This is a genomic window from Bacillus sp. TH22 (assembly GCF_016651015.1).
Classification (GTDB): domain Bacteria; phylum Bacillota; class Bacilli; order Bacillales; family Bacillaceae_G; genus Bacillus_A; species Bacillus_A mycoides.
In genome coordinates this window covers 1,376,496-1,390,780 of record NZ_JAEKER010000001.1, presented here as the reverse complement: position 1 = coordinate 1,390,780, position 14,285 = coordinate 1,376,496, and the positions used below count along the sequence as shown (strand labels likewise).

Here is a 14,285-nt window from a genome sequence, read left to right as displayed (position 1 = left end):
GATTACATGGTAAATCGATTCGTATCAGTAAGACAAGTTGGAATGACAGTAGCGTTGTTACTTGTGGCGATGTTAATCGTCATTCCGCTTTTTCTCATTTTATTTTCTAGTGTATATGAAAATAGCAGTTGGAATTTTTTAAAGCCTTTTGAAGTCATGCAGAGTGGTGGATTAGCTGGGATTTTTCTAAATTCGATGCTTCTAGGTGTACTCGTTGTAATAGGAGCTACAATATTTGCGTTTCCATTGGCGTTCATTATGAGCAAAACAGATGTAGGAAAGTATAGTAAGTTAGATATTGTTTTTATGATCCCATTTATGACCCCGCCCTATATCGGATCGATGGGCTGGATTTTGTTCATGCAACCTAACGGTTATTTTGAACAATTTTTTCCGGCTTTAAAGCCGATTTCATCATCGTTTTTTAGTTTAGGCGGTATGGTTTTAATTATGAGTCTGCATTTATTCCCATTCCTTTACTTCATGTTGAAAAACACGTTACTTCATATTGGGAGTAGTAAAGAAGAAGCGGCAGCAGTTCATGGTGGAAGTTTTTTCTATCGTTTAAGAAAAATAATACTACCGTTATTGTTATCAAGTTATGTAATGGGTGCTTTACTCATTTTCGTAAAGACGATTGCTGAATTTGGAACACCAGCTACATTCGGACGTAGAATAGGATTCCATGTGTTAACATCTGAGATTCATAAATTTATCTCTAGTTGGCCGATTGATTTTGGCAGTGCCACAGCACTATCTTCTTTATTACTTAGTGCGTGTATGCTCATTTGGTATATGCAAAATGTATTGAATCGAAAGTATACATATGCAATGGTTAGTGGAAAAGGTGTGAAATCTAAAAGGTATACTTTGTCTATATTTGCGCGCGTTATAGCATGGGTTTATGTAATTGGCTTACTAATAGTAGCAATTGGAATCCCATACTTTTCTATACTTATTGCTTCTTTGTCGAAGTTAAGAGGCGGTGGCTTACATTTTAATAACTTTACAACAAGCCATTATGAAGCATTATTTACAATTGGTTCTCCGGGATTAGAAGCTTTATGGAACAGTTTTCTTTTTTCACTCGTAACGGCGATTGTTGCTGTAATTATTGGCGTATTTTTGGCGCTTATGATTCGAAAGGGGAAAAAGTCCTCTGAAAAATGGCTTGATATGTGCGGCATGTTACCGAATATGGTACCAGGAATAGTGATGGTTGTAGGGCTTATTTTATTTTGGAATTCACCCTATATGCCTATGTCAATTTACAATACACCAGTCATGGTTATCGTAACGTATGTTGTTCTCTTTTTACCTTATACGGTGCAGTATGTAAAAGCATCGCTCGGACAAATTGATGATTCTCTTGTACAGGCAGGAAGTATTTTTTCTAGGAATTATATTTATATTTTTAGAAAAATAATATTGCCGCTTATTATTCCAGGAATTCTTGTTCGGATGGGCGATGACATTTACGATTTCGATAAGAGAGTTAGTAGCATCGCTTCTCGTACTACCTCCATCAGTAGAAACGTCAGCAACGTTTATTTTTGCTCAATTTGAACAAGGAGAAGTATCTATAGGAATGGCAATGGCTGTTGTTTCTGTTGGGCTTACAACAATGTGCTTATTACTTCTGCAACATATGGAGCAAAAACGAAAAGGGGTAGCATGATGAGGATGGAAGTATGGGGAGGAGCGGGAGAATACGGTCGTTCCTGCTATTTTGTAAAAAATAAAGAGACAAAAATAGTATTTGATTGTGGTATTAATCGATCATATGAGGATAGTTATCCTAAAATAGAAAGAGAAGTTGTTCCATGTTTGGATGCAGTATTTTTATCACATATTCATGAAGACCATACGATGGGTTTACCTTTATTGACGAAGTATGGATATAAGAAAAAAATTTGGACGACTCGTTATACGAAGGAGCAACTTCCAGCTTATTTTGAAAAATGGGGAAACTACAATCTTTCAAAAGGGTGGAATTTACCTTATAACGATCAAAATATTAAAGATCTAAATTATGTATGTATTGATGAGATTAGTAATCCAAATGAATGGATACAGATTACACCAACGTTGCGGTTTCAATGGGGGTATAGTGGGCATGTATTAGGAGCTGTTTGGTTTTTAGTGGATATGTGTAATACATACGTATTTTATTCTGGTGATTATTCAGCAGAATCTAATATACTACGAGCTAATTTACCTGAAAATTTGCGAAGCGATATAAAAATTGCAATTGTAGATGCCGCTTATCACACTGATGATGTTTCACAAAAGGAACGAGTAGACGAATTATGTGCAGAAATTGAAAGAGTTGCTCAAAATAAAGGAACGGCATTACTACCACTGCCCTCACTTGGTAGGGCGCAAGATATAGTATTGTATTTATATGAACGATATAAAGAGTTTCCGCTTATAGTAGATAAAGAAATTTTGGTTGGTTTTGAAGAAATGTTCATATATAAAGATTGGCTAAAAAATAATGAAAAACTTGAACGGGTTGTGGAGGATTTAAAAAGAAACATAATAGTTATGGATAAGGAAATTTGTATGCAAAATAGTTACGGAATAGTTGTAATGAGTGATGCGAATATGCAAACGAAACGAGCACAGTTGTATTATGAACAACTTCGGCATGAAGAACGAAATTCGATTATCTTTACTGGACATATTGCTAAAGGAAGTTTTGCAGAAAAAGTTTTGAAGGAACGTGTAGGTAAAGAATGTAGGGTGAAGCGAGTTCCATATAAAGTTCATCAAAGTATAAGTGACGTTAAGGAAATGTTAAATACACTATTACCAGAACATACGGTGTTAGTACATGCTTTGAAAGAGGATACGGATCGATTACAACAAAAGCTAAGCACAGCAGGATATGAAAATGTGTATTCGCTTACTCTGGAACGTATAGAAGTAATTTAAAATGTAAAGGAGATCGGTATATGAAAAAGGTATTTGTATTCGTAAGTATTTTCTTTTGTTGTTTCCTTTATCATGTTAAGGAAGGGTTTGCTGCTAGTCCAATGAAACCTAGTTTTGAAGTGAAGTTATTATTAAAGCCAGAACAAGTATTAGGTTATAACAAAGAGATGAAGCAAGAGGTACTAGAACATTTCCAGGCTGGTACAAATTATGAAAGAATACAGGTGCAATTTTTAGATACAGCAAATAAAAATTTAAGTAATGAAGGTTGGTTTGCGAGAATTCGAAAGAAAGAATTTAGTAAAGATTTTGAACTAACATATAAAAAAAGATATCCTATTCAAAATGGTGTAATTCAAGAAGCACTAGAAGTGGCTAAAAAGGATGGATTTGATAGTAAAACTGATAATTATGAGGCGGAAATAGATTGGGGATTTGAGAAGAAAACGTTAAGTATTTCAAATAAGAAAAGTTACAGTGCTAAAGGATATGGAGTACTTGATTTACCAAACGAACGAGTTGCTCAAAACATGTTAATAGAAAAGTTGCCAGGGAAAATGAACAAATGGTTGTATACGAATTGGGGAGAAGAAATGCTCAAGAATTCTCGTATTTATGGTCCTGTATTAATGAAACGGTATACAGGTGAATTTGAAAATATAAAAACGAATATTGAAATTTGGCCATTAAGTAATACCGGGAAAATAGAAGATGACTTCGTAATAGAAGTGTCGTTTAAAACAAATGAGGAAAGTATCGCGACAAAACAAAGAGAATTATTAATGGCGAGTATAGAGAAAAAAGGATGGTTGTTACCGAAAGATAGTTTGAAGACAGAGCTTATTTTTCAGTAAATAGGAAAGAAGGAATCCATGTGCCATGGATTCCTTCTTCTAATATATGAGTATTAAGCTAAATCAGCTGACACGAACATATCATTATTTTGAAGGTTTTTAGAGCGTAAACTATAAGCAACTACCTTCTTTTTATGTTGTTTTACTACATCAACATGCTCTTCATGACTATAAATATAAAATGTAAAATCTTTTTTGCCACGTTTTGCATTGATAATTAAAGGAGTGCCTTCATTGTGTGGTGGTGCATAATAGCGATCTAAAAATAATCCTTCGTTAAAATCATGAATAATTTTGGATTTCTTTTCGCCTTTTAAGTTATTTCCATTGATTGTAACAGTCACATTCTCTTCTTCAAGTTGTGGATGTGTTTCGTACTTGCTAATAATGGATTCAATAGCAGAGTTAGGAAGGCTAGAAACAATAATTTTAAATGCTCCAAATACAACTAACATTACAATAAACCAAGTCGTCATAGTATTTCATCCCCTTTATCTCACAGTAACGGTCCGTAAAATCCTGGTTGGTGCGGGCTAATAATCAGTGTGGGATAGATACCCCGTACTGACTAAAATTTCACTTTATCCTATTTAACAATATAACTCATGTGGCAATAGTACATATGGTGAAGTTTTGTATAATTTGTGAAAAATATTCCATTTTTATGAACTAAATATTAGAAAAATCAATTTTGTTACAAAAAGTTGAAATCGAAGTATTTTAAAAGAAAAAGGTTTATAATAAAAATATAACTAATAACAACATTACTAATTATAAGGAAGTGTAACTATGAGTACTGTAACAATCGTATATGGTATTATTCTTTCTACAATTATTGTTTTATTTATTGTCGGGGTATCGCGTTATATTCATAAGTGGAAAGAAGGAGTTGCGAAATTAAATCACATTGAAGAAGAACTTAGTGATTTAATGTTACATCATGGTAAGTAAAAAGTTTATTTTTTAACTAAATAATGTGAAAAAAATCACAAAACATGCTCTCATCATGAAGGCATGTTTTTTTGTTATGTGAATGATAGGCACATTCATACATTTTTTCCATACGATACAGTGTGAAAGTAGAAATGTTCGGAGTGGAAAAGAGGGATAAAATGAGTAGTTCAGGCTATGTTCCAGATAATAAAAATTTAAAGAAAAGCTCAGGAACTCCAAACCTTTTCTTTGATTCGAGAAAAAATGTCTTTTTTAAAAGAGATGAGAAAAACGTTGCATATGAAGTTACCTCAACGCAGTTACCTGCGATGATAGGAGGGGCGTTTGTTGATTTGTTTATGACAAAAGGGCATATGCGGGAACCACATTGGCATCCGAATGCGTGGGAATTAGATGTTGTTGTATCAGGAGAAGCAGTTACATCCATTTTAAATCCCGAAACGAATCAATTGCAAAATTATCATGTGAAAGCGGGGCAAACTGTCTTTATTCCAATGGGATGGTGGCATTGGATTACAGCGGTAACAGAAGAAGTACAATTACATTTGTTCTTCAATAACGATCAGTTTGAAACAGCAGAGGGGTCAGACATACTTAGATTAACACCGCCAGAAGTATTTCAAGCTGCATACGGTGTAAGTGCAGAAAAATTAGGAAAGGACCTTTCGCCAATTAAGGAGTCAGTTGTAATTGGTCCTCCTAACTCAAATCGACTAAATAGCGTTAAAGAAAGTGACGACTCAAATATAGTTGTTACGTTAAATGGACAAATAACATCATGTGAAATAGAGTAACTCTTTCTTTTTTTAGGAAGAGTTACTCTGTTTTGTATAATTTTGTATTTTTATTCGTTATAATTATTATATAGAAGGGAATTTATAGAGGGGGCATATTGTGAACATATTAAAGATTATAGGAATTGTTGCAGGAGTCATTATAGTAGCCGTTATAGCTTTCTTTTTTATTATGAAGTACTATTTGTCAAAAGAGGATCCTGATTACGTATTAAACTACATAAAAGAACATAAAGGTGATGAAACGTGTTCATTACTAATTAGAAAAAATGGGGAAGTATTAACATCTATAAATGAAAATGTAAAATTGCCATTAGCGAGTACGGCAAAAATCGTCATAGCAGTTGAATTTGCTAAGCAAGTGTCAGAAGGAAAAATAAGTCGAGATGAACAAATTTCATTGCAGGATTTAGAAAAATATTATGTTAAAAACACTGATGGTGGAGCGCATCCTGACTGGTTAGAAGATTCAAAAGTAAGAGAGTTAGTGCAAAATGGACAGATTACTTTAGAAGAAGTGGCTAAAGGGATGATTCATTATAGTTCTAATGCGAATACAACGTATTTGTTAGATAAGCTTAGAATAGAAAGAGTAAATGATAGCTTAAAAGAGTTAGAACTTACTAGTCATGACAAGTTCTCTTCGTATACTGCTTCACTATATATGAGAGGGTATGTAGAAAAGGAGCTTAATGAGCCAGAAAATCAATCGTTAGAAATGATACGTAACATGTCTAATGATGAATATAATAAGCACGTGTTACAAATACATGAATGGATGAAAGATGAAGGTGAATGGAAGAAACGTGATATACCATTAAAAATAGATATGGAATTCCAGCGTATTTGGTCAGATCGATTAGTGAGTGCAAATGCTAAAGATTATTTGAGTTTAATGGAAAAGATAAATAGTAGAAATTATTTTCCAAAATCAATGCAAGATGAAATTGATAATGTTTTTAAAGGAACAGTTGAAAATAGTAAGTTGGAATATCTCTGGTCAAAAAGGTGGTTCTACCGCATTCGTATTGACAAAAAGTTTGTATACTACAGATAAGAAAGGGAATAAGGTAGAAGTTGTAATTATGTTTAACGATATAGAAGATCAAGTTGCATATCAAAAGCTGAGAAATAATATAGATTATTTTATTCAAGATGCTATAACAGATGAAGAATTCAGAAAAAAGTTATAATGGAATAATTTTATTATGTAAACAAAAGAGCGCTTTTTAAAAGGCGCTCTTTTCTATTCATGATACAGGATTTCCTATTTACTGCATGGAATATAGATTGAAACTAAGAAAGGCAGTTGAATAATGACTACAGTATATTTCGTTCGCCACGCTCACTCTACATATACAAAGGAAGAAAGGGAACGTCCCTTATCTGAAGAAGGAGAGATTGATGCAGGTAATGTAACAAGTTTGTTAAAGGATAAAAAAATTGATGTTGTTATTTCTAGCCCGTATAAAAGGGCGATTCAAACCGTGCAAGGAATTGCGAATACATATAATTTATCAATACAACTGGAAGAAGATTTACGGGAAAGGTTATTAAGTAAAGAGCCAGTAACAGATTTTAACGATGCTATTCAGAAGGTATGGGAAGACTGGACTTTTGCATACGAAGGCGGAGAATCAAATGATGTAGCGCAAAGACGCGCTGTAATATGTATGCAAAGTATATTAAAAAAATATAAAGGTAAGAATATTGTAATAGGTACTCATGGGAATATTATGGTATTACTAATGAATTATTTTGATTCGAAATATGGTTTTCAGTTTTGGAAAACCCTTCATATGCCTGATGTGTATAAATTAACTTTTGATAATAATTGTTTCAGTTCTGCTGAAAGAATACAGTCTACAGATTATCAGATAAATAATTTGTAAAAGTTTATCAAAAAAAGAGGAAAGGGAGAAGGTATTGTAGAAGTATGACTTTGTAACATAAAAAATATTGGTTAAAGGAGGCTGTTTACATGTTTGAGAAAGAGAAAGAAGGGCTTATTGAAGTTCACAACGTATATGAAATCGCACCAGCAGATGGAGCAATTATAGGTATGGCAACGGAAGAAGAAGTGGAGATTGCTGCTGAACTGGAGTTACAGTACTATGCCCATTCTCGTTTATTAGAAGCAAATATTCAGTTAGACGGTTCCTCCTATAAAGAGTTACTTCAGGAGTTCCAGGAGTACGAAAGAAAATCAATGAACTTTTGGAGAGCAATACATAAACGTTTAGCTGTGCCGTGGGCATGGGTACTACGTATTGATGTTGCGAACGGTCCTATATATGTAAGCAATGGGAGTTCGTATTATGAAGAAGTCGATGATGAAGAAGACTATGAATAGATAAGTAAGGAAGCAGCTTTAGTTGCTTCCTTTTTTTATTTACAATAAGTGAATGGCTTCAATGATAGCATCTGGACGATCGTTTTCTATCCCGTGACTAGCATGTTCAGCCAAAATGTATTGGCTGTTTATTGAGAGATTTAATTGTTCACGAATAAGTTCTTGCCACATATCTTCAAGTTGTGTAGCTTCTTCTTTTGGCATACCGCCCTCAATCAATTGAGCAATAGAATATTGAGGATCTCTACCGATAACGATTAATGGTATTTCTAATGTTTTATGTTGTTTTTTTATTGAGCGAGCACAATTTTTCCACTCGGACAGTTCAGAAGCTGTCGCTTTATATAAGGAAGGAGATGTAGAAAATTTGATATGCTGTTTTGTTGTATTGACGAGCATAGGTTTTAGTTCAGTATAAAGCGCGTCTGCATCCATGTTGGAGTAGGTATGATATTTTTGTAGCCACATATCATCAGAATCAGTTTGATCAGAAACTGGTAAATGAAGCTCATCTAATCGGTGTAAGTTCATGGAAGTAGAATCAACTAAAAGAAGTGCTTGCAGCCTATCTTCATGTAACATTGCAAAATGTTGTGCACATAACCCTCCATAGGAATGGCCGATTAGAATGATTGGCTTGTGAATATGGAGTTTGTTTAGTAACATATGTAGTTCCTTTGTAACTTGCCTTGCTGTACGTGGAGTATTTCCTAGCTCACTTTTTCCGTAACCTGGGCGATGGTATGAAACAACTGTAAAGTGTTGTGAAAGCTCTTCTATAATAGGGAGCCAATCATAAAATGATCAAGTCATTCCTGTTTGAATGACTACAGTTTGTTTACTGTTACCTCTTATATATACTTCTACAGTTTGTCCAAATATCTCTATTGATCTATTAATAGTAATTCCCCCTAAGCTTGAAATACTTTTTGGCAAGTAAAGACGATACACCAGGCACATATGCCGAAGAGTATAGATGTACTAAGTGAAAAGGAGTTCTTTAAACCGATATAAACAATAAATAATAGTAGTGCGGATGCAGGAAATCCATATAATACGCCTAAAGCGAATTGACTTAATTCTTGTTTACTCCCACCTTCGAAAGAAATCCAAAATAGGCTTAGTAAACTAACGAGTGGAAGGGCAGCGATAAAGCCGCCTATCGTACTATAATGTTTAGCGACTTCAGTAATAACGCCGATAATAAGTGCCGAAACGATTACTTTAACGAGGAAATGCATATTTTGCCTCCTTCGCTAATAACGAAAAGGCTTTTTCAATTAATTGTTGTTCTTCTTTTGATAACTGTGATTCTAATATTTTTATCTTTTCTTTATCTAGTAAAGTATGCTTTTCTAATACTTCAATGCCTTCTTTCGTTAAAGTAAGGTTTACAACCCTTTCATCGTGTTTGTTTCTTTCTTTTATAATAAATCCTTTTTGAATAAGGCGCTTTACGTGTTCAGATGCTGTGTTATGAGAGAGACTAAGCTCAGTAGCAACTTTTCCAATTGTTATATCTTTCTCACGAGAAACGATTTGTAAAATACGAATAGCTTGGTGAGAAAGGTTGTCTTCATATTCATATCGTAAGTGATAATAAATACTTTCCCAATGTTGATTAATGTCTTTCATAATGATAAATCCTCCTATTTTTATATCGTATAGTAAGATATATTCGTTGATCCAGAAGTAAAATCCTTTTATTTTCATTAAAAATGTTGAAAAAGTTTATTTTTATTGAAATATAAGGTAATCTATGTGTAAAGGTATACATTTAGCAAGAGAGAGGATGATAGCTGTGAATACATTTAAATGGATTAGTCATGAAAAGATGTATGTAGATCAAATACATGTTGAAAAATGTGGTCCTCTTTCAGTCGGCGTATATGGAGGAAATCAAGAGAGTGATGCATATGAAAGAGGAGATGCAGTGCTAGCTTGGTGGGATCCGAAATTAGAATTTGAATTTGTTATGATTTTTGATACACATCATAAAACGAAAAATATACATTATATAATAGAAGCGATTTCAGAAAGAGAAGAAAAACTAAAAGAGTTATTTTCATACCCAATCCATTTAGCTTTTCATCATACACATATGTATTTATTAGCGTTATTTACAGATGAGCTCTTTATCGAGAAATGTGACCAAGATGATGAGGAACTTGCATGTTTAATTTGTTTACGAAAAGGCGAGTTCTTATATTGGCTATCAGTTGGTGATTGCTTCGCGTATTTATTCCATTCAGAGCAAACGAAAAATGGAAAAGGTAGGCTAAATAAGCGTAAGAACTATGAGTATATAGGAAGAAAAAATGTTTTTGCAGCGAATACACCTTGTTTTACATCAGGGGTAAGGGGATTAGAAAAAGGTCAGAATCACATTGTAATGGCAACGGATGGTATTTTAGAGTGTGATAAACTAAAGTTTGATGATGATCAATCTTTAGTAGAAATATTACACGACGGATCTTGTTTACAGATTGAGCCTGTATTAACAAATGTACTTCAGTGGAAAGGTAGAGATTGTGCCACTATTATTGGATGGTCCATCGATACTGAAAATAGACAATGTGCCAATTAATAAATGAAAGAGAGTTCAAGGGTTTTTGTCCTTGAACTCTTTTTTGTTAAGCAATATGAATATGATACGTTTTTAACCATTCATTTACTTGTAGCATATACTCCATAGCACTTCTTGCTTCAAAATTGGTAATCTCTTTGTTACTTTGATCAGCAATTGCAAGTAATATGGAATGGTTAATGAGTGAGAAAACAGGATTGTTTTTATTACTGCACATATCAAGCGTTAAATTGCGGATTGTTTGTAAATAGTATGGATCCTGTGAAGTAGGGTAAGCGCTTTTTCTTCTATTTCGCACATCATCAGGTAAAGCTGGTTTCAGCGCTCTACGTAAAATTCCCTTTTCGATATTATCAATACTTTTTATGTTGAAAGGAACGTTCCATAAATATTCAACTAATCTATAATCGCAAAACGGTACACGAACTTCAAATCCTACAGCCATACTCATACGGTCTTTACGGTCGAGTAAGAACGGAAGGAATCGTGTTAAAAATAAATAAAACATTTGACGTTGTTTCGCGGATTTTTTACTTTCACCTTCAAGAGTAGGTACTTCAAGAGCAGCTTCATGGAATCGTTTATTAATATACTGCTCAGGATTACATTGAGTTGTTACGTCGTTTAATAATAGAGAAGATGTGTTTTTCCAGTTTGTTAACCACGGAAACTTATCTACATATAATAGTTCTTCTTGATGAAACCAAGGATATCCCCCGAATACTTCATCAGCAGATTCTCCAGATAAAGCTACGGTTGCATCTTTTTTCATTTCGCAAAATAGTAAATAAAGTGAAGTTTCCATTTCACCAGCACTGGGTAAATCTTTCGCGTGAAGGGGAACGAATAAGTGATTTGCTAACTCTTCAGCATTCACAATAATGTCATGATGCGACGTCCCTACATGTTCAGAAACACGTTTTACCCAAGGAGCGTCTAAACCAGTGCGAGCAAATGTCAGTTCGAAATCTTTCGCGCTATTTAAAAAGTCGATTGAATATGTGTGAAGTGTTTTGTGTTCCTTTCTAAATTCTTTACCTGCCAGTGCAGTAATACCACTAGAATCTAATCCGCCTGATAACATACAAACGAGAGGAACATCGGCAATTAATTGTCTTTTTACTGTATCTTGTAAAATAGATAAAATATGTGATGATGTATCTTCAGTAGAATCTGTATGAATCTTACTTTCTAAATTCCAATACTTTTGAACTACTTTTTTATCACGTGTGAATGTTATAGAATGTCCAGCACGAACTTCTTGAATATGTTTAAAGACGCCACATCCTGGAGTTCGAAATAAGCCTAATCCAAATATTTCATTTATTCCATCCGCATCAATTTCAGCAGGAACAGATGGATGAGCTAATAACGCTTTTATTTCAGATCCGAAAATAATACTGTCATTTCTTTCCGTATAAAAAAGTGGTTTTACACCTAAATGATCGCGTGCTAAAAATAATTGTTGCTTCTGATCATCCCATAAGGCGAAAGCGAAAATTCCGTTTAAATGTTGTACGCAGTCTTCTTTCCATTCTAAATAAGCATGTAGTAACACTTCTGTATCTGAGTGAGTTTCAAATGCATGCCCACGTTTTTGAAGCTGCTCTCTCAGCTCACGAAAATTATAAATTTCTCCATTATAAGTAAGAGCATACGTATAATCACCGGCACGGAATGTTTTTGGCTGCGTCCCGCCTTCTGGGTCAATAACAATTAAACGTCGGTGTGCAAAAGCCGCATGAGGTGAAAACCAAAATCCTTCAGCATCAGGACCGCGATGCTGAATACTATTCGCCATCTTTTCTAAAATAACATGTTCATTTGAAAGATCCTTTTTCCAATCTACCCAACCTGTAATTCCACACATACAAATCTCATCTCCTAATTTAAAATTATAAAAGTAGATTAATTAAATGAAATGTACACCAGGTTAAAGAGTGTCTGCATAAATAGTGTACTACACTAATTGAATTACAGACTTGAGAAAATTTTCTTCAAGCTTATATTTATATGAGACAATGGCTAAGGAAAAGTATTCCATTACATACAAAAAATAAAAAAGATGAGAGAAAATATTTTTTTAGACGTTATATAGGGTGTAAAAGCTTTTACAAAAAAATAAGGGGAATCGCTACATGAAATCAAATGAGAAAAATTTTATAAAAAGATTACAACGGCAAAAAGAAGATGCGCTAGAATTCGTTGTCGATACATATTTACCACTTATAAAAGGAATCACGCACAAAGTTCTTCTTCCAGTTCAAAATGATGGACTCATAGAGGAATGTGTAAACGATATATTTCTTTCCATTTGGAATAACGCAAATAAATTTCATGGAGAGCCGAGTGACTTTAAAAAATGGATAGCGGCGATTGCAAAGTTTAAGGCGATTGATTATTACCGGAAAGCGACTAAAAAAGTAGAAATTATTTCAGATGAGTTTCATATAAGTACGGAAAAATCGGCAGAAGACGAATTAATTCTTATGGAAGATAGGGAAGAGTTATTGAAGCTTATTAATCAATTAGAACCGTTAGATCAAAAGGTGTTCATTATGAAATATCTTCTCGGTATGAAGACAGAGGAAATCGGTGACAAGTTAGGATTAACCAGGGCGGCGATCGATAATCGTGTGTACCGGGGAAAAAAGAAACTACAACAAAATGCTACGAATATTAGTTTTGGAGGTAGTGCAATATGAAAGACATTTATGAACTATTAAATGACATTGATATAGATGAAAAAGAACTTGAGACTTCTGAAATTGAAAAAGAAAAAGTGAAACGTAATTTAAAACGATCTATACGTACGAAGAAAAAGATGAAAACTTGGAAAAAAGGTGTCGCTGCTGCATCCATTTTAGTAGGATTATCAGTTGTAACACTCGGTATCGGATTTCCTACATATGCTGGAGGATTGCCAATTGTAGGTGACATATTCCGCTTTTTAGATAACGGTAGAACAGGATTATATGAAAATTATAAAGAGTTTTCGACTGAATTGAATATGACGAGAGAGAGTAATGGGGTTAAAGTTACAATTAATGATGCTGTGTTCGATGGTAGAACAATTACAATCACATATTCTATTGAGAGTGAAAAAGATTTAGGAGAGAAACCGTTCCTATTTGGAAGTCCGCAAGTTATGGGCTTTAATGGCGGAGGAGGTAGTTCAAACGTTTCAAAAGTTGGAGAGGGAAAATATGTAGGTATGACTACGATGAGTGGTCATGGTAGTGAAAGGTTAGATGTTGCAAATGTTTGGTGGGATATAGAGGCAATTGAGTTGGATTATGAAGGTAATGTAATAAAGGGGAACTGGAATTTCGCGCTTAGTGTAAAAGCAATGGATAGTACGGAAGTAAAGGTTAATAGGGTTTCTGAAAATGAATTAATAAAAGTAAATATAGACAAAATGGAAGTAACCCCAATGTCATGTATCGTTTTTTTCAATCAAGAAGAATCTAAGGCATTAAGAAGTATATGGGATAGTGCGGATGTTGAGTTAGAAATAAAAGATGATTTAGGAAATCATTATGCTGGTGAAGGAAATGGCGGAAGTAGTACAGTAGCAGAGCCACATAAAAGTAGTTGGAGTGCTACATTCCAAAAGTTAAACGAAAATGCAACAAAGCTTATCGTTACACCTCGTGTGCACTTGCGAGTTCATACACCTGAAAATCATGGTGGAGTGGAGTATGTGAATGGAAAAGAGAAGAAAATTGAAGTGCCGAAAAAAGAAGCGAAGAGTAAAGATATTGTTCTAGATGATATTGTAATTGATTTAAAGAAATAAAAGAGAG

General features: G+C 34.0%; 13 protein-coding genes and 4 pseudogenes. 12 read left to right on the top strand and 5 right to left on the bottom strand.

Annotated features, from left to right (window positions below):
* Nucleotides 1–6 precede the first annotated feature (6 nt).
* From JFU18_RS06925 to JFU18_RS06915, 3 genes and pseudogenes are all read left to right on the top strand, one after another.
* Nucleotides 7–1,678, top strand: a pseudogene (locus JFU18_RS06925) (ABC transporter permease).
* A complete protein-coding gene (locus tag JFU18_RS06920; protein WP_201032887.1) occupies nt 1,675–2,937 on the top strand; it encodes an MBL fold metallo-hydrolase in 1,263 nt (420 codons plus the stop codon). Before JFU18_RS06925 ends, JFU18_RS06920 begins: the two are co-directional and overlap by 4 nt.
* 20 nt (nt 2,938–2,957) lie before the next feature.
* Nucleotides 2,958–3,791 carry a hypothetical protein gene (locus tag JFU18_RS06915; RefSeq protein ID WP_016103090.1) on the top strand — a complete coding sequence of 278 codons (834 nt, stop codon included), beginning with the start codon at nt 2,958–2,960 and terminating at the stop codon, nt 3,789–3,791.
* A gap of 53 nt (nt 3,792–3,844) precedes the next feature.
* Here the strand turns inward: JFU18_RS06915 and JFU18_RS06910 are convergent, their stop codons facing one another.
* Nucleotides 3,845–4,267 (bottom strand): YfmQ family protein, encoded by a 423-nt coding sequence (locus JFU18_RS06910; RefSeq protein ID WP_201032889.1) that lies wholly within the window; start codon nt 4,265–4,267, stop codon nt 3,845–3,847.
* A gap of 131 nt (nt 4,268–4,398) precedes the next feature.
* On the opposite strand from JFU18_RS06910, the pseudogene JFU18_RS30320 reads away from it, so the two are divergent.
* The 6 genes and pseudogenes from JFU18_RS30320 to JFU18_RS06885 all read left to right on the top strand — a co-directional run.
* A pseudogene (locus JFU18_RS30320) lies at nt 4,399–4,461 on the top strand (multidrug transporter MatE); the annotation flags it as partial.
* Between the two features lie 119 nt (nt 4,462–4,580).
* Entirely contained in the window at nt 4,581–4,742 is a 162-nt protein-coding gene (locus JFU18_RS06905; protein WP_000109008.1) for a hypothetical protein, read from the top strand.
* 161 nt (nt 4,743–4,903) lie between these two features.
* The gene (locus JFU18_RS06900) at nt 4,904–5,539 is read left to right on the top strand and encodes a cupin domain-containing protein (RefSeq protein ID WP_002193122.1); all 636 of its coding nucleotides are present in this window, start codon (nt 4,904–4,906) and stop codon (nt 5,537–5,539) included.
* A 100-nt stretch (nt 5,540–5,639) separates the two neighbouring features.
* Nucleotides 5,640–6,732, top strand: a pseudogene (locus JFU18_RS06895) (serine hydrolase).
* A gap of 123 nt (nt 6,733–6,855) precedes the next feature.
* Nucleotides 6,856–7,431, top strand: a complete 576-nt coding sequence (locus JFU18_RS06890) for a histidine phosphatase family protein (protein WP_201032893.1) — start codon at nt 6,856–6,858, stop codon at nt 7,429–7,431.
* 89 nt (nt 7,432–7,520) lie between these two features.
* Nucleotides 7,521–7,892, top strand: coding sequence for a hypothetical protein (locus JFU18_RS06885; RefSeq protein WP_201033594.1), 372 nt, complete (start codon nt 7,521–7,523; stop codon nt 7,890–7,892).
* A 39-nt stretch (nt 7,893–7,931) separates the two neighbouring features.
* On the opposite strand, the pseudogene JFU18_RS06880 reads toward JFU18_RS06885, so the two are convergent.
* The 3 genes and pseudogenes from JFU18_RS06880 to JFU18_RS06870 all read right to left on the bottom strand — a co-directional run bounded on the left by JFU18_RS06880 (nt 7,932) and on the right by JFU18_RS06870 (nt 9,527).
* Nucleotides 7,932–8,852: pseudogene (locus tag JFU18_RS06880) on the bottom strand (alpha/beta fold hydrolase).
* Complete coding sequence (locus JFU18_RS06875; protein WP_002086410.1) at nt 8,804–9,133, bottom strand: DUF3147 family protein; 330 nt, start codon at nt 9,131–9,133, stop codon at nt 8,804–8,806. The pseudogene JFU18_RS06880 and the gene JFU18_RS06875 overlap by 49 nt, the downstream one beginning before the upstream one ends.
* Nucleotides 9,117–9,527 (bottom strand): MarR family winged helix-turn-helix transcriptional regulator, encoded by a 411-nt coding sequence (locus JFU18_RS06870; protein ID WP_002030991.1) that lies wholly within the window; start codon nt 9,525–9,527, stop codon nt 9,117–9,119. Before JFU18_RS06870 ends, JFU18_RS06875 begins: the two co-directional genes overlap by 17 nt.
* 124 nt (nt 9,528–9,651) lie before the next feature.
* Here JFU18_RS06870 and JFU18_RS06865 point away from each other — a divergent pair, with 124 nt between their 5' ends.
* Nucleotides 9,652–10,479: a PP2C family serine/threonine-protein phosphatase gene (locus tag JFU18_RS06865; RefSeq protein WP_002012083.1), complete on the top strand. Its 828-nt coding sequence runs from the start codon at nt 9,652–9,654 to the stop codon at nt 10,477–10,479.
* A gap of 46 nt (nt 10,480–10,525) precedes the next feature.
* Here the strand turns inward: JFU18_RS06865 and asnB are convergent, their stop codons facing one another.
* Nucleotides 10,526–12,349, bottom strand: a complete 1,824-nt coding sequence (asnB, locus tag JFU18_RS06860) for an asparagine synthase (glutamine-hydrolyzing) (RefSeq protein ID WP_201033595.1) — start codon at nt 12,347–12,349, stop codon at nt 10,526–10,528.
* Between the two features lie 268 nt (nt 12,350–12,617).
* Between asnB and JFU18_RS06855 the strand changes: the two genes are divergently transcribed.
* Together JFU18_RS06855 and JFU18_RS06850 are read left to right on the top strand one after the other, a co-directional pair.
* Nucleotides 12,618–13,184: a sigma-70 family RNA polymerase sigma factor gene (locus JFU18_RS06855; protein WP_085310294.1), complete on the top strand. Its 567-nt coding sequence runs from the start codon at nt 12,618–12,620 to the stop codon at nt 13,182–13,184.
* A complete protein-coding gene (locus JFU18_RS06850) occupies nt 13,181–14,278 on the top strand; it encodes a DUF4179 domain-containing protein (RefSeq protein WP_201033596.1) in 1,098 nt (365 codons plus the stop codon). The genes JFU18_RS06855 and JFU18_RS06850 overlap by 4 nt, the downstream gene beginning before the upstream one ends.
* Nucleotides 14,279–14,285 lie beyond the last annotated feature (7 nt).